The organism is Dactylosporangium sp. NPDC050588, from assembly GCF_040654975.1.
GTDB classification, from domain to species: Bacteria; Actinomycetota; Actinomycetes; order Mycobacteriales; family Micromonosporaceae; genus Dactylosporangium; species Dactylosporangium maewongense.
In genome coordinates this window covers 87,092-107,287 of the sequence record NZ_JBFAJA010000034.1, presented here as the reverse complement: position 1 = coordinate 107,287, position 20,196 = coordinate 87,092, and the positions used below count along the sequence as shown (strand labels likewise).

Genomic DNA, 20,196 nt, shown 5'->3' with positions numbered 1-20,196 from the left:
GGGGCATGCGGGAAACGGTCGACGCGGTGGTCATCGGCGCCGGGCACAACGGTCTGGTCGCCGCCAACATGCTCGCCGACGCGGGCTGGGACGTGCTCGTGCTGGAGGGGACCGGGCACGTCGGCGGCGCCGTCCGCTCGGCGGAGATCACCGCGCCCGGTTTCCTGAGCGACCTGTGCAGCGCGTTCTACCCCCTCGGCGCGGGGTCGCCGCCGCTGCTCGCGCTCGACCTCGAGGCGCACGGGCTGCGCTGGACGCACGCGCCCGAGGTCGTCGCGCACCTGTTCCCGGACGGGCGTGCGGCCGTGCTCAGCCGGGAGCTGGACCTCACGGCGGAGTCGCTGGAGCGGTTCGCCCCGGGCGACGGTGAGCGTTGGCGGCAGGTGTACGAGCAGTGGCGCCGACTCTCCGCCGACCTCCTCCCGTCGCTGCTGACCCCGTTTCCCCCGGTCCGTTCCGGGGTGCGGCTCGCCGCCCGCGCCGGGCTCGGCGAGGCGCTGCGCCTCGGCCGCCGGTTCCTCGTCCCGGCCCGGGTCCTCGGCGAGGAGCTCTTCCACGGCGACGGCGGCCGCCTGCTGCTCACCGGCCTGGCCCTGCACACCGACCTGGCCCCCGACGACGCGGCCAGCGGCGGCTTCGGCTGGCTGCTCGCGATGCTCGGCCAGCAGCACGGGTTCCCGGTGCCCGTCGGCGGCGCCCAGCAGCTCACCGACGCCCTGGTCCGCCGCGTCGGGCGCCGTGGCGAGATCCGCACGGGCGCCATGGTCGACCGGGTGGTCGTCGGCGGCGGCAGGGCGCTCGGTGTCCGGTGCGCCGACGGCCGGCTGGTCCGCGCGCGTCGCGCCGTCGTCGCGGACGTGCCGGCGCCCACCCTGTACCAGAGCCTGATCCTGCAGGAGCACCTGCCGGTCCGGCTGCTGCGGGATCTGGAAGGCTTCCGCTGGGACAACGCCACGCTGAAGATCGACTGGGCGCTGTCGGGCCCGGTCCCGTGGATCTCGCCGGACGTCGCGGGCGCGGGCACCGTCCACCTCGGCACCGATCCCCAGCGGTACGCGGCGGACCTCGCCGCCGGCCGCGCGCCAGAGGACCCGTTCCTGCTCATCGGGCAGATGACGACGGCCGACGCGACCCGCTCGCCGGCCGGCACGGAGTCGCTGTGGGCCTACACGCACCTGCCGCGCCCCGCGAAGCCCGGCGAGGCCGACGCGGAGATGGTCCGCACCCAGATCGCCCGGGTCGAGGACGCGGTGCGCCGGCACGCGCCCGGCTTCGACGACCTGGTTCTGGCGCGGCACGTCAGCGGCCCGGCGGAGCTGGCGCAGAAGAACCCGAGCCTCGTCGACGGCGCGATCAACGGCGGCACCGCGGCGGCGTTCCAGCAGCTCGTCTGGCGGCCGGTGACCGGTCTCGGACGCGCGGACACGCCCGTGGACAGGCTGTTCCTGGCGAGCTCCAGCGCCCACCCCGGCGGCGGCGTGCACGGTGCCGCCGGCGCCAACGCGGCCCGGGCGGCGCTGGCCCGCCACCGCCCGCTGCTCGGCGACGCCTACGCCGCCGGCATCGGAAGGGCGATGCGGGCGATCTACCGGTGAACCACACGGCGAGCAACCGGTGACCGAGGCGGCGAGCGACCGGTGACCGCTCCGCCTACCGGTGAGCCAGGCGGCGGGCGACCGGTGACCGCTCCGCGAGATCCGCCAGCCGGGTCAGCGCCTCGCCGTTGCGGTAGTGCAGCACCACGTCGCCGATCTTGTTCTGGACCGCGAGCATCGGCCCGTTGGTGAAATGCTCCTGCATCGTCACCCGGGTCGCCTGGTCGTCCAGCGGGTCGAGCGTGAAGCGCACCTGCCCCACGCCCGCGGGCCACAGACGGACCCTGAGCAGCAGCATCCGGCCCGGAATCCAGTCCAGCGACTCGCTGTGGTCCTTGATCGACATCGGCCACGGGCCGGCCTTGTGGTGCAGCCGCGAGCCGGGCTCGGGCCATGCGGGGTCGACGTCGCGGATGTGCGCGGTGCCGACGACCCAGTCGCTGTAGGTCCACCCGTCGGACAGGACGGCGAAGACCTGCTCCGCGGGCGCGTTGATGATGCGTTCGGTGATGGACACGATGATGTGATGCCCCGTGACGGGCGCGGCTACCGTAGTGAGGTGCGCCGTGAACCCTCCACGTCCCGTTTCGAGGCCAGCCGCCTGTCGCCCGCCCGCCGCGCGCAGGACGTCGCCAGGCTGCGCCGGGAGCGCTTCGACGTCCTGATCATCGGCGGTGGGGTCACCGGCGCCGGGGCGGCGCTCGACGCCGCGTCCCGCGGGCTGTCCGTCGCGCTCGTCGAGGCCCGCGACCTCGCCTCCGGCACCTCCAGCCGGTCCTCGAAGCTGATCCACGGCGGCCTGCGCTACCTGGAGCAGCTCGAGTTCGGCCTGGTCGCCGAGGCGCTGCAGGAGCGCGGGCTGCTCGCGACCCGGCTCGCGCCGCACCTGGTGCGGCCGGTGCCGATCCTGGTGCCGCTGCCCGCGCACCGGGGGCTGACCGGCGTCGTCCAGCGGGTCTGGCAGCGGGCGTACTACGGCGCCGGCGTCGGCCTCTACGACGCGTTCGCCACCGCCGCCCAGCTGCACGGGTCCGCGCCGCGGGGGATGCCGCTGCACCGGCACCTGTCCCGCACGGAGACCCACCGCCGCTTCCCGTCGCTGCGTGAGGACGCGATCAGCGGCGCCATCCAGTACTACGACGGCCAGGTCGACGACGCCCGGCTCGTCGCGACGCTCGCGCGCACCGCCGCCAGCCTCGGCGCGGCCGTCGTGCCCAGCGCCCGCGCGGTCGGGCTGCTCCGCGACGCGCGCGAGGTCACCGGCGTGCGGGTGCGTGACCTGGAGTCCCGCGAGGAGTTCGAGGTCCACGCCCGCACGGTCGTCGCCGCGACCGGCGTGTGGATGGACGACATCGCCGGCCTGCTGTCCGGCACCGGCCCGCGGGAGTCGGCGGGCATGCAGGTCCGCGCCAGCAAGGGCGTCCACCTGGTGGTGCCCCGCTCCGCGATCACCGGCGAGGCCGGCCTGATCCTGCGCACCCAGACGTCGGTGCTGTTCGTCATCCCCTGGGGCGGGCACTGGATCATCGGTACCACCGACACCGACTGGAACCTCGACCGTGGCCATCCGGCGGCCTCGGCGACCGACATCTCCTACCTGCTCGGCCAGGTCAACGAGGTCCTGGACCGGCCGCTGTCGACCGCCGACATCGAGGGCGTCTACGCCGGCCTCCGGCCGCTGCTGTCCCGCGAGGCCCGCCACCGGCAGCCGCACAGCAAGGACGAGCAGACCTCCGCGCTGTCGCGCACCCACGCCGTCGTCGAGCCGATGCTGGGGCTGATGCTGATCGCCGGCGGGAAGTACACGACATACCGGGTGATGGCCGCCGACGTCATCGACCGCGTCGCGCACCGCCTCGGCGGCCTGCGCCGGCACGGGGGGCTGGTCCCCGCCTCCCGCACCGCCGACCTGCCGCTGCTCGGCGCCGACGGCTACCACTCGCTGTGGACCAACCGCGCCGACCTCGCCCGCCGGCACGGGATCTCCGTCGGCGTCCTGGAGCACCTGCTGGAGCGGTACGGCTCGCTCGCCTTCGACGTCCTCGCCCTGGACCCGTCGCTGCGCCGCCCGCTGCCCGGTGCGCCGGAGTATCTCGCGGCCGAGGTGGCGTATGCGGCGCTCGCCGAGGGCGCACTGCACCTGGAGGACGTGCTGACCCGCCGGACCAGGATCTCCTTCGAGACCGACCACCGCGGCGCCGCCTCGGCCTCGGAGACCGCCGCGATCATGGGCGAGGTGCTCGGCTGGGACGCCGCGACCCGGTCCACGGAGATCGACCACTACCTGGCACGGGTCGCGGCGGAGCAGGAGTCGCAGCGCATGCCGGACGACCTGACCGCCGACGCCGCCCGCCTCGGCGTCCCGGACGTCCGCGGCTTCCGGTCCGACCGCCCGGTGACCGCATGAGAAATGAGCAGACCTTGACGAAGTCCGGGCAGCGTCCGGCATAGAAACCGGACGATGATGCTCGCATGGTGTGGGGCATCGGGATCGGCATCGCGCTGCTGCTGGTGATCGTGGCGGTCACCGCCGCGAAGAGGTCGAGCAGGCGGGAGCTCAGCCGCGAGGAGGTGCTGCGCCGGGCGCGCCTAGCCGGCGGGCAGGTGGCGCGGTCGAGCCGGAACAACCGGCGCGGCGCCGGACGCCGCAGGGGCCGTGGCGACGCCGACGGTGACGACGGCGGCGACGACGGCGGCGACGACGGCGGCGACGACGGCGGCGACGACGGCGGCAGCGACTGGGGCGGCGGCGACTCAGGCAGCGGCGACTGAAACGCTGACAAGAAAAAAGAAACGCTGACAAGAAAGAAAAGTGCAGTCGTCAGGCCCGGACGCACCGGCCGGGCCTGACGGACACCTCACTTCCAGCGCTTCGCGGACCAGGTGCTGGAGCTCCAGTAGTGCCCGCTCCAGTAGTGCCCCGACCACGTCCCGCCGGACCAGTAGTGGCCCGACCACGTGTCGTCGTACCAGGCCTCATCGGCCCAGCTCTCGCCGGCCCACGCCGCCGGGGCCCAGGTCCTCGACGCCCACGAGGTGCCGGTCCAGCCGTCGCCCGCCATGCGGCGGCCCATCCACACGCCGCCGTTCCAGGAGGTGCCGTTGCGGGCCGCCTGCGCCCAGACCGCGGAGTTGAAGCCGCCGAAGATGTCGAACTCGCCGACCAGCTGCTGGTTGTCGTGCACGACGTGGTTGGAGCCGCGCGCGGACTCCAGCGACCCGACGCCCGCCGCCGTGCCGGCGCTCTGGACCGTGGCCGGCGTCGCGGCCTTGACCGCCGCGGCCAGGTTGAGCTCGCCCACGCCGCCCGGCAGCGCCGTGGCGGTGCTCTTGAGCAGCGCCTTGACCTGGTCGGGGGTGAGGGTGGGGCGCTTCTGCAGGAGCAGGGCGATGCCGCCGGACGCCACCGCCGCGGCCTGCGAGCTGCCGCTGCCCCGGAAGTACCTGTCGCCCACGCGGGCGCCCGGGTAGGTCTGGTCGAGGTAGGAGCCCGGGTCGCGCAGCGACACGATCTGCTCGCCGGGTGCGGGTTCACCCAGCATGCAGGAGGGCTTACAGATAGTCACGTCCCGCGGATGCAAAGGGACATCCGGCGCCGACGAACATCCAGCGGGTGGACACCGGACGGCCAAAACCTGCTGAACACCTCATCGGCGACCCCGGAAGGCCGATCAAGTTGACAATGAACGTGCAGGGCGGCCCAGCACCGGTGACGATGGATCCAGTCACCGGTGCTCATTCGCGTGCCGCGCTGGACGACGCGCTGCACGACGTCGCCGGGTGCAGCCTGCTGTTGTTCGACGTCGACCACTTCAAGACGGTCAACGACGCCTTCGGCCACCTCCGCGGCGACCTGCTCCTGCGCCAGCTCGCCGACCGGATCGCCGAGCTCATCCGCACCGACGACATGCTGTTCCGCTACGGCGGCGACGAGTTCGTGCTGCTGCTGCCCGACACCGGCGCCGACGAGGCGCTGCGCCTCGCGATCCGGCTGACCGACGAGATCCGCGCCCGGGAGTTCGCCGGCACCCCGCCGCTGCACCTGTCGATCAGCCTCGGCGTGGCGACCAGCCCGATCGACGGTACCGACGGCGAGACCCTGATCGCCGTCGCCGACCGCCGCAACTATCTCGCGAAGCGCCGCGGCCGCGGGCAGGCGGTCGGCGACGACGTCGAGGTCTCGGGCGGCCAGGGCGGCGGCTCGTCCCGGCTGTGGGAGCGCGACGCGGCGCTGAGCAGCACGCAGGAGTTCCTCACGCGGGTCGCCGCCGGTGGCCACGCCGCCCTGCGGATCGTCGGCCCACCGGGCGCGGGCCACACCCGTTTCCTCCGGGAAGTAGCCCAGATCGCCCGTTTGCGCGGTTTTCCGGCGGTACTGGCGGCGGAGCGCACCCCCGGATGCATCCTCCTCGCGGACGTAGGTGACCCGCTGCCGGAGCTCGGGGACGCCGCGGCGATCGTGTACGCGACCACGAACCCGCGCGACGACGACCCGCGCCGCACCGGGCTGCGCGAGGCCGTCGTCGAGCTGACCCCGTGGTCGCCGGCGACGCTGCGCATCTGGATGCGCATCGCCCTGGCCGGCGAGCCCAGCAAGGCGCTGGTCGACCGGCTCGTCGAGCGCTCCGGCGGCCTGCCGGCGAAGGCCGAGGCGGAGCTGGCCCGGCTGCGGTCGCAGGGCGAGCTCATCGGCGCTTCCGACGGCACCTGGACGGTCAAGCCACCGAAGGCGAGGCGCCGCCGCAGCCGGCTGCCCGTGCCGATGACCCGGCTCGTCGGACGGGACCGGGAGACCGCGAAGGTCGCCGCCCTGATCCGGGACGCGCGGCTGGTCACGCTGGTCGGTCCCGGCGGCATCGGCAAGACCCGCCTGTCGCTGGCGGCCGCCACCGCCGCCGCCGACGACTTCGAGGGCGGCGCCGTGTTCGTGCCGCTCGCCGACAGCACCGACGCCGAGCAGATGACCGCCGCCCTGGCGCGGGCGCTGCAGGTCAGCGAGCTGCCCGACCAGCACCTCTTCGACACCGTGCTGGACCAGCTCGAGGAGTCGGAGCTGCTGCTGGTCCTGGACAACTTCGAGCAGGTCGTCGACGACGGTGCGGCCCTGGTCAGCGACCTGCTGGCCGCGGCGCCGGGCGTTCGCGCGCTGGTCACCAGCCGGGAGCGGCTCTCGCTCTACGGCGAGCAGGTGTACCAGGTGCCGACGCTCGCCGACTCGCCCGCGGTGACGCTCTTCGAGCAGCGCGCCCGGGCCGTCGACGCCGACTTCGAAATCACCATCGACACGGCGCTGCCGGTCGCGGCGCTGTGCCGGCGCCTGGACGGCCTGCCGCTCGCCATCGAGCTGGCCGCCGCGCACATCGACCGCTGGACCCCCGACGAGCTGCTCAACCACCTCACCGAGCACCTCGACCGCGACCTCGACTCCCTCGGCGGCGCCGGGCCGCGGGACCTGCCGGCGCGGCAGCAGACCCTGCGCGGGGCGATCGACTGGAGCTTCGTGCTGCTCGACGCCGAGGGACAGCGGCTGCTCACGGAGCTGTCCGTGTTCGCCGGCGGCTGGACGGCCGCCGCCGCGCTCGCCGTCACGCTGCCCGGCGGCGACCTCGACCTGCTGGTCAAGCGGCTCGAAGGGCTCGTCGACAAGCACCTGGTCGTCCGGGACGAGGACGACGGCCGGTTCCGGCTGCTGTCGACGATCCGTTCGTACGCCAGGCACCGGCTCGGCGACGAGGCCGCGCCCCTGGACCGGCACGCCGACTTCTACGCCGAGTTCGCGGAGGCGTCGGCCGCCGGCCTGTCCGGGCCGGAGCAGGTCGAGTGGACGGGCCGGGTCGAGGCGGACTACCAGAACGTGCGGGCCGCCTTCGCGCACGCGGGCGTGGGCATCAAGACCCGGATCTGTCTGGGGCTCTGGCGGTACTGGCGAAACGGCGCCCACATCAACGAGGGTCGCGAATGGCTCTCGGCGCTGCTGGCGGCCCCGGGACTCGAGGACGGCGCCCTGGCGCGGCTGCTGCACGCCGCCGCCATCCTCGCCGCGACCCAGGACGAGCACGAGGAAGCGTTCCGCTACGGCGCCTCCGCCCTGGAGAAGGCGACCGCGGCGGGGGACCGCGCCACCGTGGGCCACGCGCACAACGCGATGGGCATCGCGGCGATCGGCGGCGGCGACCACGCGGCCGCGACCGAGCAGTTCGGGCACAGCCTGGCGATCTGGCGGGAGCTCGACGTGCCGCAGGGGGTCGCCGCGTCGCTGGGCAACCTGAGCAAGGTCTCCCTGTCGCAGGGTGAGATCGCGGTCGCCGAGCGCTACGCCACCGAGTGCCTCGCGCTGGAGCGCGCCGCCGGCAACACGCGGGGCATCCTGCTCGCCCTGGAGTGCCTCGGGCAGATCATGCTCGCCCGGGGCGACGTCGCCGCGGCCCGCGAGGCTCTCGACGAGAGCCTCACCCTCAGCCGGCAGATCGGCGACGCGTTCGGCGCCGCGATGGCCCAGCACCAGCTCGGCCTCGCCGCCCGGCTGGAGGGCGACCGGGTCGAGGCGCTGCGGCTGCTGGTGACCGCGCTGGTCACCCGGCACGAGGTCGGCGACCGGCTGGACCTGGCGATCTCGCTGGACGTGGTCGCGGCGCTGGTCGCGGCCGACGACCCGGGGCACGCGGCGCGACTGATCGGCGCCGCGGACGGCCTGCGGGCCCAGCACCGGCTCGCGGAGCCGCCGGACGCGCAGACGCTGCGCTCCGTGACGCTGCCGCTGCTGCCGGACCACCAGCGCGACCGCGCCGCGGGCCGGGCGGTCAGCATCGAGCACATCGTGGAGGCCCTACAGTCCTCGTATGGTGTCGTTGGCTGACTGGCAGCGCCTGTTTCCCGGTGAAGCTTCGATCGGGGCCGATCTGATCGCCCGTTGGTCGGAGCCGCACCGGCGGTACCACACCCTCGACCACCTGGGATTCATGCTCCAGGTCATCGACGATCATGGCGATGCCGCCGACGACGTCGATGCCGTGCGGATGGCGGCGTGGTTTCACGACGCGGTCTACGAGCCGTTCGCCGCGGACAACGAGGAGCGCAGCGCCGCCCTGGCGCTGGACGTGCTGCCCGGCCTGGGCGTCTCGCCGGACCGGGTGGCCGAGGTCGCCCGGCTCGTCCGTCTCACGGCGGGCCACACCGTCGCCGGCGGTGACCGCAACGGCGCCCTGCTCGCGGACGCCGACCTCGCCATCCTCGCGGCGCCGCCGGCGGACTATGCCCGTTATGCGGCGTCTGTACGAGCGGAGTACGCGGCCGTCCCTGAGGAAGCCTTCCGCTCCGGGCGGGCACAGATCCTGGGGGCGTTCCTCGCCGAGCCATCGCTGTTCCGCGCGGTGCCGGCGCGGGCGGAGTGGACCGCCCGCGCACACGACAACCTGCGGGCCGAGATTACGACGCTTCTGGGTGCTCCGTGACGTTCTGCAGATACAAGGGCTCGCCCAGCTTCTCGATGAGGGCCAGCTGGGTCTCCAGGTAGTCGACGTGGTGCTCCTCGTCCTCGAGGATCTCCTCGAAGATGTTGGCCGACGTCACGTCGCCGATCGAGCGCATGTATTCGATGCCGCGCCGGAGCCGGTCGACGGCCTCCATCTCGATCTGCATGTCGCACTTGAACTGCTCCGGGACGGTCTCGCCGATCCGCAGCGCGAAGAGGCGCTGGTAGTTGGGCAGACCGTCCAGGAACAGGATCCGGTCGGTCAGCACCTCGGCGTGCTTCATCTCGTCGATCGACTCGTGCCGGGTGTGTTTCGCCAGGACCGTATATCCCCAGTTCTCCTGCATCTTGGCGTGAAGGAAGTACTGGTTGATCGCCGTGAGCTCGGCAGTCAGTTGTTCGTTGAGAAATTCAATGACTCGTGCATCCCCCTGCATGTGGGCAGGGTAGCCGCTTTTCTAGGCCAAAGCGGGCAATACAGCATTCGGCGCCTCGGCCTCGATCAGGTCCGCCACCCGATCGAGGCAGGTCCCGCAGCCGGTGCCGGCGCCGCACTCGTCGCCGACGGCGTCCTCGCTGTGCGCCCCGGCGCGGATGACCCGCCGGATCTCGCACTCCCGGACGCGGGCACAGATGCAGACATACACGGTGGCACTCCTCGCTTAGCCTTACCTAAGCAAGGGTCGCCTAAGTTACCCCCAATAACAACCCCTGAGCAGCTATTTCACTGTCCTGGATGCGTCCGCAGAACCGGACAAATGTCGTGGCCGACGCAGCCCGGCAGCTTTCAGGCGCGCCACGATCTCCTTGCCGGTCACCCGCTCCGCGCCCAGCCAGACGGCCCGCTGCGCCATCTCGGCGGGCACGTCGTAGTGATCCCGCTCGAACCCGCGCCGCGGCGCCCCCAGCAGCTCCGCGAACGCGTGCAGCTCCGCCACCGACACGTCACTGATCAGATGGGCCCAGAACCTGCCGTGCGCCGGCCACCGCGGCGTGTCGATGTAAAGCACGCCTACTAGCCTGCCAAACATGGATCTCAGCATGGATCTCATTCAGGCGCTCCGTGCCGCGCTGCCTCACGAGGGTGGTGTCCTCACCGACCCGGACCTGCTGCGTTCGTACGAGCACGACGAGGCCGACCTGTGCGCGTACGGCACCCCCGCGGTCGTCGTGCGTCCCCGGACCACCGGCCAGGTCTCCGCCGTCCTCCGCGCCGCGAGCCGGCACCGCGTCCCCGTCATCCCGCAGGGCGCCCGCTCCGGCCTGGCCGGTGGCGCGAACGCCATCGACGGCGCGATCGTGCTGTCTCTCGTCGCCATGAACGAGATCATCGACATCGACGCCGCGAACCGTGTCGCCGTCGTCCAGCCCGGCGTCGTCAACGCCCAGCTCCGCCGCGCCGTCGCCGACAAGGGCCTCTACTACCCGCCCGACCCGGGCTCCTGGGAGCAGTCCACCATCGGCGGCAACGTGTCCACCGACGCCGGCGGCATGTGCTGTGTCAAGTACGGCGTCACCAGCGACCACGTCATCGGCCTCGAGGTGGTCCTGGCCAGCGGCGAGGTCCTCAACTGCGGCCGGCGCACCGCCAAGGGCGTCGCCGGCTACGACCTCACCAGCCTCTTCGTCGGCTCCGAAGGCACCCTCGGCGTCATCACCGAGATCACCGTCAAGCTGCGCCCCGCGCCCGCCGACTCGCTCACTCTCGTCGCCGTCTTCGACACCCTCCCCGCCGCGGGGGCCGCCGTCTCGTCCGTGATCGCCTCCGGCCTGCAGCCCAGCATGCTGGAGGTCATCGACCGGGTCAGCCTCAGCGCCATCGAGGCCTACCGCCCCATGGACCTGCCCACGACCGCCGCCGCGCTGCTCATCGCCGCCGTCGACTCCGGCAGCCGGGCCCCCGACGACCTCGCCGCGATCGCCGCCCTCTGCCGCCACGCGCAGGCCTCCGACGTCCACGTCGCCACCGACAGCGTCGAGGCCGACGCCCTTCTCGCCGCCCGCCGCCTCGCCCACCCCGCGCTGGAGCAGTTCGCCGCGCAGCTTTACCCGGGCGGCGGCGGCATCATGGTCGACGACGTCGCCGTCCCGCGCACCCGGCTCGTCGAGCTCATCGAAGGCATCGAGTCCATCGCCGCGACCCACGGCGTGGTCGTCGCCACCGTCGGCCACGCCGGCGACGGCAACCTCCACCCCATCATCGTCATCGACCGCTCCGACCCCGCCAGCCTGGCCCGCGGCCAGAAGGTCTTCGACGCCATCATGTCCCTGGGCCTCGCCCTCGGCGGCACCTCCACCGGGGAGCACGGCGTCGGCCTCCTCAAGCGCGACTGGCTCGCCCGGGAGATCGGCCCCACCGGCCTGAAGGCGCACCGCTCGATCAAGGCCGCCCTCGACCCCGACAACATCCTCAACCCCGGCAAGATCTTCTGACGCTTCCGCGCCCGTCAGCCTCGCACCGGCAGGGCGGCGCTGATGGTCGCGCGGACCGTCTCGGCGGCCGGCGGAGCGACGCGGCGGTCGGCGTACAGCAGGTGACCCGTGCCGATCAGCATCCTCGCCAGGGTGTCGGTGTCGGCCCCCTGGGCGATGCGGCCCAGGCCACGCTCGGCGGCCAGGTAGGCGGCGATCGAATCCGCCGCCTCCTGCAACACCGGCAGGCTCGTGGGCCAGGTCTGGCGCAGCCTGGCGCGCAGCTCGTCCCGGAACGTCATCAGCGGCACCACCGCCACCGCCACCGAGGTGAACAACTCCTCCAACGCCTCGGCGACGTTGTCCTGGACGGTGCCCGTGCCCACGGCGGCTCGCAACGTCTCTCCCCGGGCCACCGTCCGCCCGGCGTGGTCGCGGACGAGCTCGACGAGCAGGTCGTCGAAGTCCTTGAAGTGCCGGTGCAGGACGCCTTTGGCGCAGCCGGCCTCCGCTGTGACCGTCCTGCTGGTCAGCGCCCCCGGCCCGTCCCGCAACAGCACCCGCTCCGCCGCGTCGAGCAGCTGCTGCCGCGCGTCGCGTAACGCCACCCCAGTCGGCACCGTGCCTCCCGTCCTGCTGTTCCGGGCTCGCGCCCCCTACATGTGGGCGCTTGCCCATTCCGAATGGGCGATTGCCCACTTATAGTGGGCGCATGGCCACTCTACCGCCGTCTTCGCCCCCGCCCCCTCCCTCCCTCGACCCGGCGCCGGGTCCGTTGCCAGCTTCGGCGCCGGCTTCGGGGTTCTCGCCGGGTTCGGGGCCGTGGCCGGGTTCGGCTTCGGAGCCGGGTTCGGGATCGTCGCCGGCTTCGGGATCGCCGTCGCAGTCGGTGCCGGCGTTGTCGTCGCAGCCGGGTCCGAGCCCGGAGCAGCGCCGGGCGGTCGCCGAGTCGTTCGGCGTGGACGCCGGGCGCTACGACCGGACCCGCCTCGCCTACCCGGAGGCGCTGATCGCCCGCATCACCGCCACCGCACCCGGCCCAGACGTCCTCGACGTCGGCTGCGGCACCGGCATCGCGAGCCGCCAGCTGCGAGCCGCCGGCCACACGGTGCTCGGCGTCGAGCCGGACCCCCGGATGGCCGCCTTCGCCCGCGCCGCCGGCATCGACGCCGAGGTCTCGACCTTCGAGTCCTGGGACCCCGCGGGCCGCTCCTTCGACGCCGTCGTCGCCGCCACCGCCTGGCACTGGGTGGACGCCTCGGCGGGCGCGGCCAAGGCCGCTGAGGTGCTCAGGCCGGGCGGCCTGCTGGCGGCCTTCTGGCACACCTGGGAGCTGCCTGCGACCGTCGCGGAGACCTTCGCCGAGGTCTACCACCGGGTCCTGCCCGACACCCCCTTCACCATCCAGGCATCGGTGCAGGGCGTCGCGATGTACCGCCCGATGTTCGTCCAGGCCGCCGACGGCATCCGCGCGACCGGCGCCTTCACCGAGCCGGAGGAGTGGACCTTTTTCTGGGAGCACACCTACACCACGGCCACCTGGCTCGACCAGCTCCCCACGTCAGGCGTCCTCACCCGCGTGCCCCAGGACCGCCTTACCGAGATCCTGGACAGCGTCGGCACCGCCATCGACCACCTCGGCGGCTCCTTCACGATGCCCTACACCACGGTCGCCATCACCGCCCTGCGACACGTCCAGTAGCCGCCGCCGGCCAGCCGGTGGCCGCCCGCGACCGACCCGTCTCCAACGCGGACGGACACCGACGCTGACGAATACCCCCACCGACGGGTCCCGGCGCCGATGAAACTGTCGCCGTCGCAGGCACCCGGTCGCTGCGAGGACCTGTGTCGACGGTCGGCGCCTCTGTGGGCTGCTGGTCCGGTGTCTGGTCGCCTCGGTGAGTTCGTCGACTGCAGGGGTTGTCGCCTGCAGGGGTTGTCGACTGTAGGGGTTGTCGCCTTCGGTGGGTCGGGCGCGTCGACGAGTCGGGCGCTGGGACACGTTGCTGGACACCGAAGCGGTGCCGAGCGCCAAGGCCTGCCGGACCCAGCTGCGCCCTGGGGCGCCACCCCGAGCCCGACCGACGGTGCCGACGCCCCCACCGGCGCAGGTGCGACCCCGGGCTGATGGGGCTCCTACCGCCGCGGTCTCCAAGAGGCGGATGCCACACCGACGGACCTGACGCCGACGCGAACGGACACCCGCACCGATGGGGTGCCGACCCAACGGACCTGACGCCGTCGCAAGCACCCGGCCGCTACGAGGAACCGTGCAGACGGTCAGCGCCTCCGCGGGCTGCCGAGCCGCTGGGATGGTCGCTTCAGTGGACTGGCCGGTTCGCTCGGATGGACAGTCGGCGGGCAGCAGGTCCGGTGGATCGGCCGCCTCGGTGAGTCAGTCGCTTCCAGGGTTGTCACATCCGCGGGTTGGCGCCTCGGTGGGCCGGGCGCGTCGACGAGTCGGGCGCTTCGCCAGGACGCGGTGCTTGACGCCGAAGCGATGCTGAGCGCCAAGCCTGCCGGACCTATCTGCACCCCGGGGCGCCACCCCGAGCCCGACCGACGGCACCGCCGCGCCCACCGGCGCAGGTGCGACCCGCGCCGCTGGAGCTCCTACCGCCGCGCCCTCGATGAGCACGACGGCCCGCTCACCACGACGGCCCGCTCACCACCGGAATGCAGGCGTCACCCGTCGCCGGCCTCCTTCGCCGCGCGCTCCACGCGGTCGTAGTGGCTCGCCCACCAGGCCTTGTCCTCGGCCGGCAGGTTGTCGTTGCCCTGGTGTAAGCCGGCGGCGCCGTCGATCAGCTCGCGGATGATGTCGGCGTGACCGGCGTGACGGTCCGTCTCGGCGATCATGTGGATCAGGATCCGGTGCAGCGTCACGTCGCGGTGCCCGGCGGACCACCACGGCACCTGCCCGGCGGCGTCGAGCGGCAGCGCCTCGATCGTGGCATCGGAGTGCGCCCACACCCGCCTATACAGGGCGACGATCTGCTCGCGACTCTCGTCGGGCGTGGCCCACGTGTCGGCACTCGGCTCGGCATCCTCACCGATCCACGGCATCGGCTCCTCGAACGGCCGGCCGAACGTCACACCGAAATAGCCCGACTCGACGCTGGCCACGTGCTTCACCAGACCGAGCAGGTTGGTGCCGGTCGGCACCAACGGGCGCCGTGCGTCGTATTCCGACAGCCCTTCCAGCTTCCACAGCAGCGCATCGCGGCCGGCCTGCAGATAGCGGTGGAGGTCAGCTTTGCTCATGCCCGCAGCATCCCACGGGGGTATGACAAAAACCCGAAAGGTTGCTGTCCTCGCGATCGGCCAGCTCTTGCAGGCCGATCTGCGCTGGAGGGTCCGTCGGCGGTTACCCCGGCATCTGCTCATCGCGTTGCAGGCGACCACCGAGATCCGTAAGACGACCATCCTGGCTCCGCTGTCGTCCGACTTGACCAACGCGTTGATTGCGTTGCTGGAAGAAGTCGCCGTCCGTGACGACACAACCCACAATGATGAGCTGTCAGCTGCCGTCGAACGCCTGGCGCCCTACCTCTTACGAACCGTCAGCTCGGCGTGGATCGACGTAGATCGGTACCACGCCTGGTACCGATCGGTTGGTAGTCGGCTCACCAGCGGCCAACGCTTTCTTGCTGCGCGAACCGCAGCAGCCATCCACCTCCAACTGATCGGGCGCCCGCTCGCGGACCTGCGGCAGAAGTTGACCGATCGAAACTGGGCGACCCGCGAGGCTGTGGTGCAGGCTGTCGTCAGTGGCTGGCCGGAGCACCCCGACACTCTCGCCTGGCTTCGCACCCTCGCCACCACCGACGACGACCCGGCCATCCGTCAAGTCGCGGTCCAGGCCACTCGACGGGTCAATGGGCGCAGCAGAACTGTGTAGTCCACCTACGAACAGCCACTGCCGTCTTCAGGTTGATCAAGGCACACTCATCTAGCCGCTGACCGCGTGGCTTGACCGGCATCGAGGATCGCTACCCCGGCGAGAGGACGGCACGCCGGTTACACGCTGCGACGGTACGACAGAAGGGATGCGTCAACTGTCACCCGTCAACTGAAGCTGATGTATAAACCGGTCAAACGGAACTCGGCGATCGGGATGCGAGCGGGCAAGCAGGCATCCGCCTCGGAGTATTGGGTGGCGCCACGTGGACCCCGGATGTGCCGACCTCCTATACAAGGATCAAGCGGCCCGAAATGGGCCGCACGCGCCGCCGCCTGGACGCCTGGCCCGCCGGCTCGCTCAGCCGCTCGCTGGCGGTCCGGCTCACCCTCACCGGAAATCGATCTCCAGTCGAGTTATCAGACAGTCACGCCACATCATCACGTAACGCGGCGTGTCAGGTGGCGAGGGCGGCGGTGACGACGGCGGCCTCGTCGCACTGGCCGTTGGCCTCGAGGGCGTCGGCCAGGACGCGGGCCGCGTAGATCCGGCTGCGCACGTCCTCGCCGGCCAGGGTCTGCGCCTGCCGGGCCCAGTCGAGGGCCTCGACCTGCCGGCCCGCGGCGAGCAGGGCGCCGGCGTAGGCGGCCACCGCGTGCCGGCGGGAGAACATCACCGACGGCCCGGGGCGGTCCGCGGCCACGCAGCCGAGCACCTCCAGCGCCGCCGCCAGGTCGCCCTGAGCCTGGCGGGCCAGGCCGAACAGGACCCGCGGTGCGACCTTCGCCGCTTCGAGGACGTCGTGGGTCTCCACGACCTGCAGGACGGCCCTGGCGTCGTCCTCGGCGGCCGCCGCGTCGCCGCGGTCCAGGCTGACGAAGCCGCGCATCGTCCGCGACATGCCGATGAGCAGCGGATGGCCGGTCTTCTCGCCGTACTCGGTGGCGTCGGTGAGCAGGTCGAAGGCGTGCGCGGGCTCGGCCAGCTCGCGGGCGACCACGCCGCGGACCACGAGCGCGAGGCCGCGCCCCCAGTCGTCGCCGGCGGCGGCGAAGTCGCGGTAGGCCCGGCGCGCCTCCCGGTCGGCGTCGGCCAGGTCGCCGCTCTCCGCGGCCGCGAAGGCCTCGACCGCGCGCAGGGTGCCGACCGCCCAGGCGTCGCCGACCCGCTCACCGAAGGGCAGGAACGCCTTCGCCAGGCGCCTGGCCTCGCCGAGCCGGCCGGCGAGCAGCCGGACGAAGGCGGTGGTGCCGCGCAGCCAGGCCCGGCCGACGGGGTCGCCCAGCTCGGCGAAGCGGCGGGCGGCCCGGCCGAGGGCGGCGTCGGCGCCGGCGAAGTCGCCGCGGGTGGTGGTGACCCAGGCCAGGTGCTGCAGCGACCAGGCCTGCGCCCGCCGGTCGCCGGAGCTGACCGCGATCTGGAAGGACTCGGCGAAGCGCCCGCCGGCCTCGGCGAGCCGGCCTTCGAGGAAGTCGGCCATGCCGAGCCGGCGCATGGCGTCGCCCCGCTCGTACGTGAGGCGCGCCTCCGTCGCCGCTTCGAGTGCTTCGTTGAGGGTCTGGTAGCTGCGACGCTGGTCGCCGGTGGCGCGGTAGGCGCGGCCGGCGACGAGCAGGGCGCCGACCCGGACCGCGGGGTCGTCGGGTGCGTTGGCGGTGACCTTCTCGGCGCTGGCGAGGGCTTCGGAGACCCGGCCGAGCTGCAGCAGCGCCCGCGCGTGCACGAGCCGGTCGCCGAGCGGGACGGTGCCGAGGGCGGCGGCCCGGTCGGCGGCCTGGGCGGCCTGGGCGGGCTCGCCGGTGGCGAGGGCCTCGCGGGCCGCGCGGCCGAGGGCCTGCACGCCGAGCGGCGCGGCGGAGCGGGCGAGGGAGTCGGGGCGCAGCCCGACGACGTCGGCGAGGCGGGAGGCGCGCTCGGCGTGGTCGGCGATGAACGCGTCGGCGGCGCCGGCGGTCATGTTGAGGCCGGTGACGGTGCCGCCGGTGTTGCCGGAGGTCTGCCAGGCGGTCATCGCCGCGGCCGCCCAGCGGGACAGCGCGGCGTGCCGCTCGGCGAGGTCGGCCTTGCCGATGCCGGCGTACGCGGCCTCGCGCAGCAGCGGCGTGGCGAACGCGTACCCGCCGCGGGCCCGGCGCAGCATGCGCCGCTGGAGCAGCTCCTCGACGGCGCGCTCCAGCTCGACGGCGGCGACGACGGCGGGCCGGGCAGGCTGGCCGGGCGGGTTGAAGCGCAGCGCCTCCAGTGCCCGGCTGGGCACGGTGTCGCCGATGACGGCCGCATCGCGCAGCACGGCGCGGGTGTCGGCGGGCAGCGCGTCGATGCGGGCGGCGAGGACGGCGGCGAGGTCACGGGAGAGCAGCCGCCCGCCGAGGGAGCCGGGGGTGAGCCGCCAGCCGACGGGGTCGCTGCCGGGCACGGTGCTCAGCGCGCCGCGCTCCTGCAGGAGAGTGACCAGTTCGGCGAGGTAGAACGGGTTGCCTTGCGCGGTCGCGAGGAGCCGGTCCTCGTCGGGTGCCGCGAGCCGCCCGCCGCCGAGGTACGCGCTGAGCAGCCGCGCCGCGTCGGCACCGCGCAGCGGCGGGATCGGCACCAGCTCGGCGTCGGGCACGCGGGTGAGGACGCCGGCGGAGCGGACCAGCTCGGGCCGGCCGAGCAGCACGATGAGGACCGGGCCGGTGATCCGCTCGATGACGGCGCCGAGCGCGTCGACGGTCTCGGCGGTCGCGTCGTGCAGGTCGTCGACGATGACGACGAGGGGCGTCTCGGCGGCCATGCCCGACAGCAGCTCCGCGACCGCGTTGGGCACGGCGTGCAGGTCGAGCTCGTCGGGTTTGGCGCCGGGCGCGACCCAGGACGCCTCCGCCGACGAGCCGGAGTAGCCGATGAGGCTCAGCAGCAGGTCGGTGGCGAAGCGGGGCGGCTCGGGGCGGCCGCGGGCGGCGCGGGCCAGCCGCTGCGCGAGGCGGCGCAGCCGCTCCTCGACCGCTTCACGGGTGAGGTTGGTGGCGTCCGGCGGCAGGCCGATCGCGGCGCGGACGAGGTCGGCGAGGGGCGCGAGCCGGCGGCGTTCGCCGAAGGCGGCGCAGTGCACGGACAGCACGCGGGCGCCGCCGCCGGGCGCGAACCCGGCGCTCGGCGTGTAGCCGGCGCTGCCGAGGTAGCCGGCGGCGAAGCGCTCGATCTCGCCGGCCAGCCGGGACTTGCCCAGCCCGGCCTCGCCGGTGAAGACCAGGACGCGGGTCTCCTGCCGGTCGGCGATCTCGGCGAGCCGGCCGGAGACGCGGGCGAGCTCCGCCTCGCGGCCGACGAACGGCGCCTCGTCGCCGAGGCCGGAGCGGGTGCCGGGGGCGTCGAGCAGGCCGAGCAGCTCGAACGCTTCGACCGGCTCCCGTTTGCCTTTCAGGCGCAGGGGGCGCAGCGCGCGCCAGGAGGCGAGCCGCCGGGTGGTGGCGGCGGTGCGGTCGCCCGCGTAGACGGCGCCGATCGCGGCGGCGTCGGCGAGCCGGGCCGCCGTGTTGACGGTGTCGCCGATGACCGTGTATTCGATGCCCGCCTGTACGCCGGCGACGACGGTGCCCGTGTTGAGTCCGATGCGCAGCCCGAGCGGGGCGCCGCCGCCGCGCTCGTCGTCGAGGACCCGGCGCACCGCCCGCTGCATGGACAGCGCGGCGCGGACGGCCCGCTCGGCGTCGTCCTCGTGGGCGACGGGGGCGCCGAAGACAGCCATGATGCCGTCGCCGGTGAGCTTGTCGACGTGTCCGCCGAAGGTCTTGACCGCGCCGGCGAGCGCGGCGAGCACCCGGTCGGTGACCGCGCCGACCCGCTCCGGGTCGAGGTCCTCCGACCAGGCGGTGAAGTCGGACAGGTCGCCGAAGAGCACGGTCACGATCCGCCGCTCGGCGGCCGGGAGGGTGGCCGCGGCCGGCAGCGCGGAGCCGCAATGGTGGCAGAACCGCGCACCCGGAACGGCCACGGTTCCACACACCGAACACGTCACGTTGCGTCCAACCCTGGCTGGGGTGGTTGTGATTCCCGACTCAGATAGGCAAGTTGCGCCCGGACCGACCACTCGGCCGCTTCCCACAGGCTGCGGTCGACATCGGCGTACACCAGAGCGACGACCTCGGCGGGATCGGTGGCGCCCGCAGCGAGCGCCGCCCGGACCTGTTCGAGGCGGGCCTGGCGGTGCTGGTGGTAGAAGCGGGCGGCGACGGCGGTGTCGGTGAGTGCCGGACCGTGTCCGGGCAGCGCGGGGACGCCCTCGAAGCCGGCCAGCAGTCGCAGGCTGTTCAGGTAGTCGCCGAGGTCGCCGTCGGGCCAGGCGACGATGGTGGTTCCCCGGCCGAGGATGGTGTCGCCGGTCAGCATCAGCCGCTGGTCGCCGTGCCGTGCGGCGAAGCAGACGGAGTCGGCGGTGTGACCGGGCGTGATGACAGGTTCGATGAGGACGCCGTCGACGTCGAGTGTCGCGTGTACCGGCGGCTGGTGGACCGGCGCGCCGGTGAGCTCGGCGAGGCGCGGTACACCTTCGGTGTGGTCCTCGTGGCTGTGCGTGAGGATGATGGCGGCGATCGGCGCGTGGCCGGCGACTGCCCGCAGGTGGCCCTCGTCCAGCGGGCCCGGGTCGACGACGACGCAGCCGCCGCCGGGCGCCCGCAGGAGCCAGGTGTTGGTGCCGTCGAGTGTCATCGGGCCCGGGTTGGGCGCACGGACCAGCGTCACCCAGTCGGGCAACGACGTGAGGACCCCGGCGGTCGGGGCGGTGACGTGGCTTACCACGAAGTGATCGTACGGCGGGCCGGTTCCCACGACACGTC

The 20,196-nt window shown here is 73.3% G+C and carries 16 protein-coding genes and 1 pseudogene; 8 read left to right on the top strand and 9 right to left on the bottom strand.

The window, feature by feature from the left end; translation table 11 throughout:
- Window positions 1-5 precede the first annotated feature (5 nt).
- Window positions 6-1,595, top strand: coding sequence for an NAD(P)/FAD-dependent oxidoreductase (locus AB0I21_RS24320; RefSeq protein ID WP_360564357.1), 1,590 nt, complete (start codon window positions 6-8; stop codon window positions 1,593-1,595).
- 55 nt (window positions 1,596-1,650) lie between these two features.
- Here the strand turns inward: AB0I21_RS24320 and AB0I21_RS24315 are convergent, their stop codons facing one another.
- Window positions 1,651-2,112, bottom strand: a complete 462-nt coding sequence (locus AB0I21_RS24315) for an SRPBCC family protein (protein ID WP_360564356.1) — start codon at window positions 2,110-2,112, stop codon at window positions 1,651-1,653.
- A gap of 9 nt (window positions 2,113-2,121) precedes the next feature.
- Between AB0I21_RS24315 and AB0I21_RS24310 the strand changes: the two genes are divergently transcribed.
- Window positions 2,122-4,002 carry a glycerol-3-phosphate dehydrogenase/oxidase gene (locus AB0I21_RS24310; RefSeq protein ID WP_360564354.1) on the top strand — a complete coding sequence of 627 codons (1,881 nt, stop codon included), beginning with the start codon at window positions 2,122-2,124 and terminating at the stop codon, window positions 4,000-4,002.
- Window positions 4,003-4,067: 65 nt separating this feature from the next.
- Window positions 4,068-4,367, top strand: a complete 300-nt coding sequence (locus AB0I21_RS24305) for a hypothetical protein (RefSeq protein ID WP_360564353.1) — start codon at window positions 4,068-4,070, stop codon at window positions 4,365-4,367.
- 86 nt (window positions 4,368-4,453) lie between these two features.
- Here AB0I21_RS24305 and AB0I21_RS24300 read toward each other — a convergent pair whose 3' ends face one another.
- The gene (locus AB0I21_RS24300; protein WP_360564352.1) at window positions 4,454-5,137 is read right to left on the bottom strand and encodes a S8 family serine peptidase; all 684 of its coding nucleotides are present in this window, start codon (window positions 5,135-5,137) and stop codon (window positions 4,454-4,456) included.
- Between the two features lie 173 nt (window positions 5,138-5,310).
- Here AB0I21_RS24300 and AB0I21_RS24295 point away from each other — a divergent pair, with 173 nt between their 5' ends.
- Together AB0I21_RS24295 and AB0I21_RS24290 are read left to right on the top strand one after the other, a co-directional pair.
- Entirely contained in the window at window positions 5,311-8,451 is a 3,141-nt protein-coding gene (locus tag AB0I21_RS24295) for a diguanylate cyclase (protein ID WP_360564377.1), read from the top strand.
- Entirely contained in the window at window positions 8,435-9,046 is a 612-nt protein-coding gene (locus tag AB0I21_RS24290; protein WP_360564350.1) for a metal-dependent phosphohydrolase, read from the top strand. Before AB0I21_RS24295 ends, AB0I21_RS24290 begins: the two co-directional genes overlap by 17 nt.
- Here the strand turns inward: AB0I21_RS24290 and bfr are convergent.
- The 3 genes from bfr to AB0I21_RS24275 all read right to left on the bottom strand — a co-directional run bounded on the left by bfr (window position 9,021) and on the right by AB0I21_RS24275 (window position 10,076).
- The gene (bfr, locus tag AB0I21_RS24285; RefSeq protein WP_344514230.1) at window positions 9,021-9,503 is read right to left on the bottom strand and encodes a bacterioferritin; all 483 of its coding nucleotides are present in this window, start codon (window positions 9,501-9,503) and stop codon (window positions 9,021-9,023) included. The two genes, AB0I21_RS24290 and bfr, sit on opposite strands and share 26 nt — an antisense overlap.
- A 21-nt stretch (window positions 9,504-9,524) precedes the next feature.
- Entirely contained in the window at window positions 9,525-9,713 is a 189-nt protein-coding gene (locus AB0I21_RS24280; RefSeq protein WP_344514228.1) for a (2Fe-2S)-binding protein, read from the bottom strand.
- Window positions 9,714-9,785: 72 nt separating this feature from the next.
- Window positions 9,786-10,076, bottom strand: coding sequence for a DUF4031 domain-containing protein (locus AB0I21_RS24275; RefSeq protein ID WP_344514226.1), 291 nt, complete (start codon window positions 10,074-10,076; stop codon window positions 9,786-9,788).
- A gap of 31 nt (window positions 10,077-10,107) precedes the next feature.
- On the opposite strand from AB0I21_RS24275, the gene AB0I21_RS24270 reads away from it, so the two are divergent.
- Window positions 10,108-11,499, top strand: coding sequence for an FAD-linked oxidase C-terminal domain-containing protein (locus AB0I21_RS24270; protein ID WP_360564347.1), 1,392 nt, complete (start codon window positions 10,108-10,110; stop codon window positions 11,497-11,499).
- Window positions 11,500-11,513: 14 nt separating this feature from the next.
- Here AB0I21_RS24270 and AB0I21_RS24265 read toward each other — a convergent pair whose 3' ends face one another.
- Window positions 11,514-12,098 carry a TetR/AcrR family transcriptional regulator gene (locus AB0I21_RS24265; protein WP_360564345.1) on the bottom strand — a complete coding sequence of 195 codons (585 nt, stop codon included), beginning with the start codon at window positions 12,096-12,098 and terminating at the stop codon, window positions 11,514-11,516.
- Window positions 12,099-12,376: 278 nt separating this feature from the next.
- Between AB0I21_RS24265 and AB0I21_RS24260 the strand changes: the two genes are divergently transcribed.
- Entirely contained in the window at window positions 12,377-13,180 is an 804-nt protein-coding gene (locus tag AB0I21_RS24260) for a class I SAM-dependent methyltransferase (protein WP_360564344.1), read from the top strand.
- Between the two features lie 983 nt (window positions 13,181-14,163).
- On the opposite strand, the gene AB0I21_RS24255 is transcribed toward AB0I21_RS24260, so the two are convergent.
- On the bottom strand, window positions 14,164-14,742 hold the full coding sequence (locus AB0I21_RS24255; RefSeq protein WP_360564342.1) for a DinB family protein: 579 nt from the start codon (window positions 14,740-14,742) through the stop codon (window positions 14,164-14,166).
- Between the two features lie 22 nt (window positions 14,743-14,764).
- On the opposite strand from AB0I21_RS24255, the gene AB0I21_RS24250 reads away from it, so the two are divergent.
- The gene (locus AB0I21_RS24250) at window positions 14,765-15,379 is read left to right on the top strand and encodes a HEAT repeat domain-containing protein (protein ID WP_360564340.1); all 615 of its coding nucleotides are present in this window, start codon (window positions 14,765-14,767) and stop codon (window positions 15,377-15,379) included.
- A 502-nt stretch (window positions 15,380-15,881) separates the two neighbouring features.
- On the opposite strand, the pseudogene AB0I21_RS24245 reads toward AB0I21_RS24250, so the two are convergent.
- Both AB0I21_RS24245 and AB0I21_RS24240 read right to left on the bottom strand, forming a co-directional pair.
- Window positions 15,882-19,376 (bottom strand): annotated as a pseudogene (locus tag AB0I21_RS24245) (adenylate/guanylate cyclase domain-containing protein); the annotation flags it as partial.
- Window positions 19,373-20,158: an MBL fold metallo-hydrolase gene (locus AB0I21_RS24240; RefSeq protein ID WP_360564338.1), complete on the bottom strand. Its 786-nt coding sequence runs from the start codon at window positions 20,156-20,158 to the stop codon at window positions 19,373-19,375. The gene AB0I21_RS24240 and the pseudogene AB0I21_RS24245, both read right to left, overlap by 4 nt.
- Window positions 20,159-20,196 lie beyond the last annotated feature (38 nt).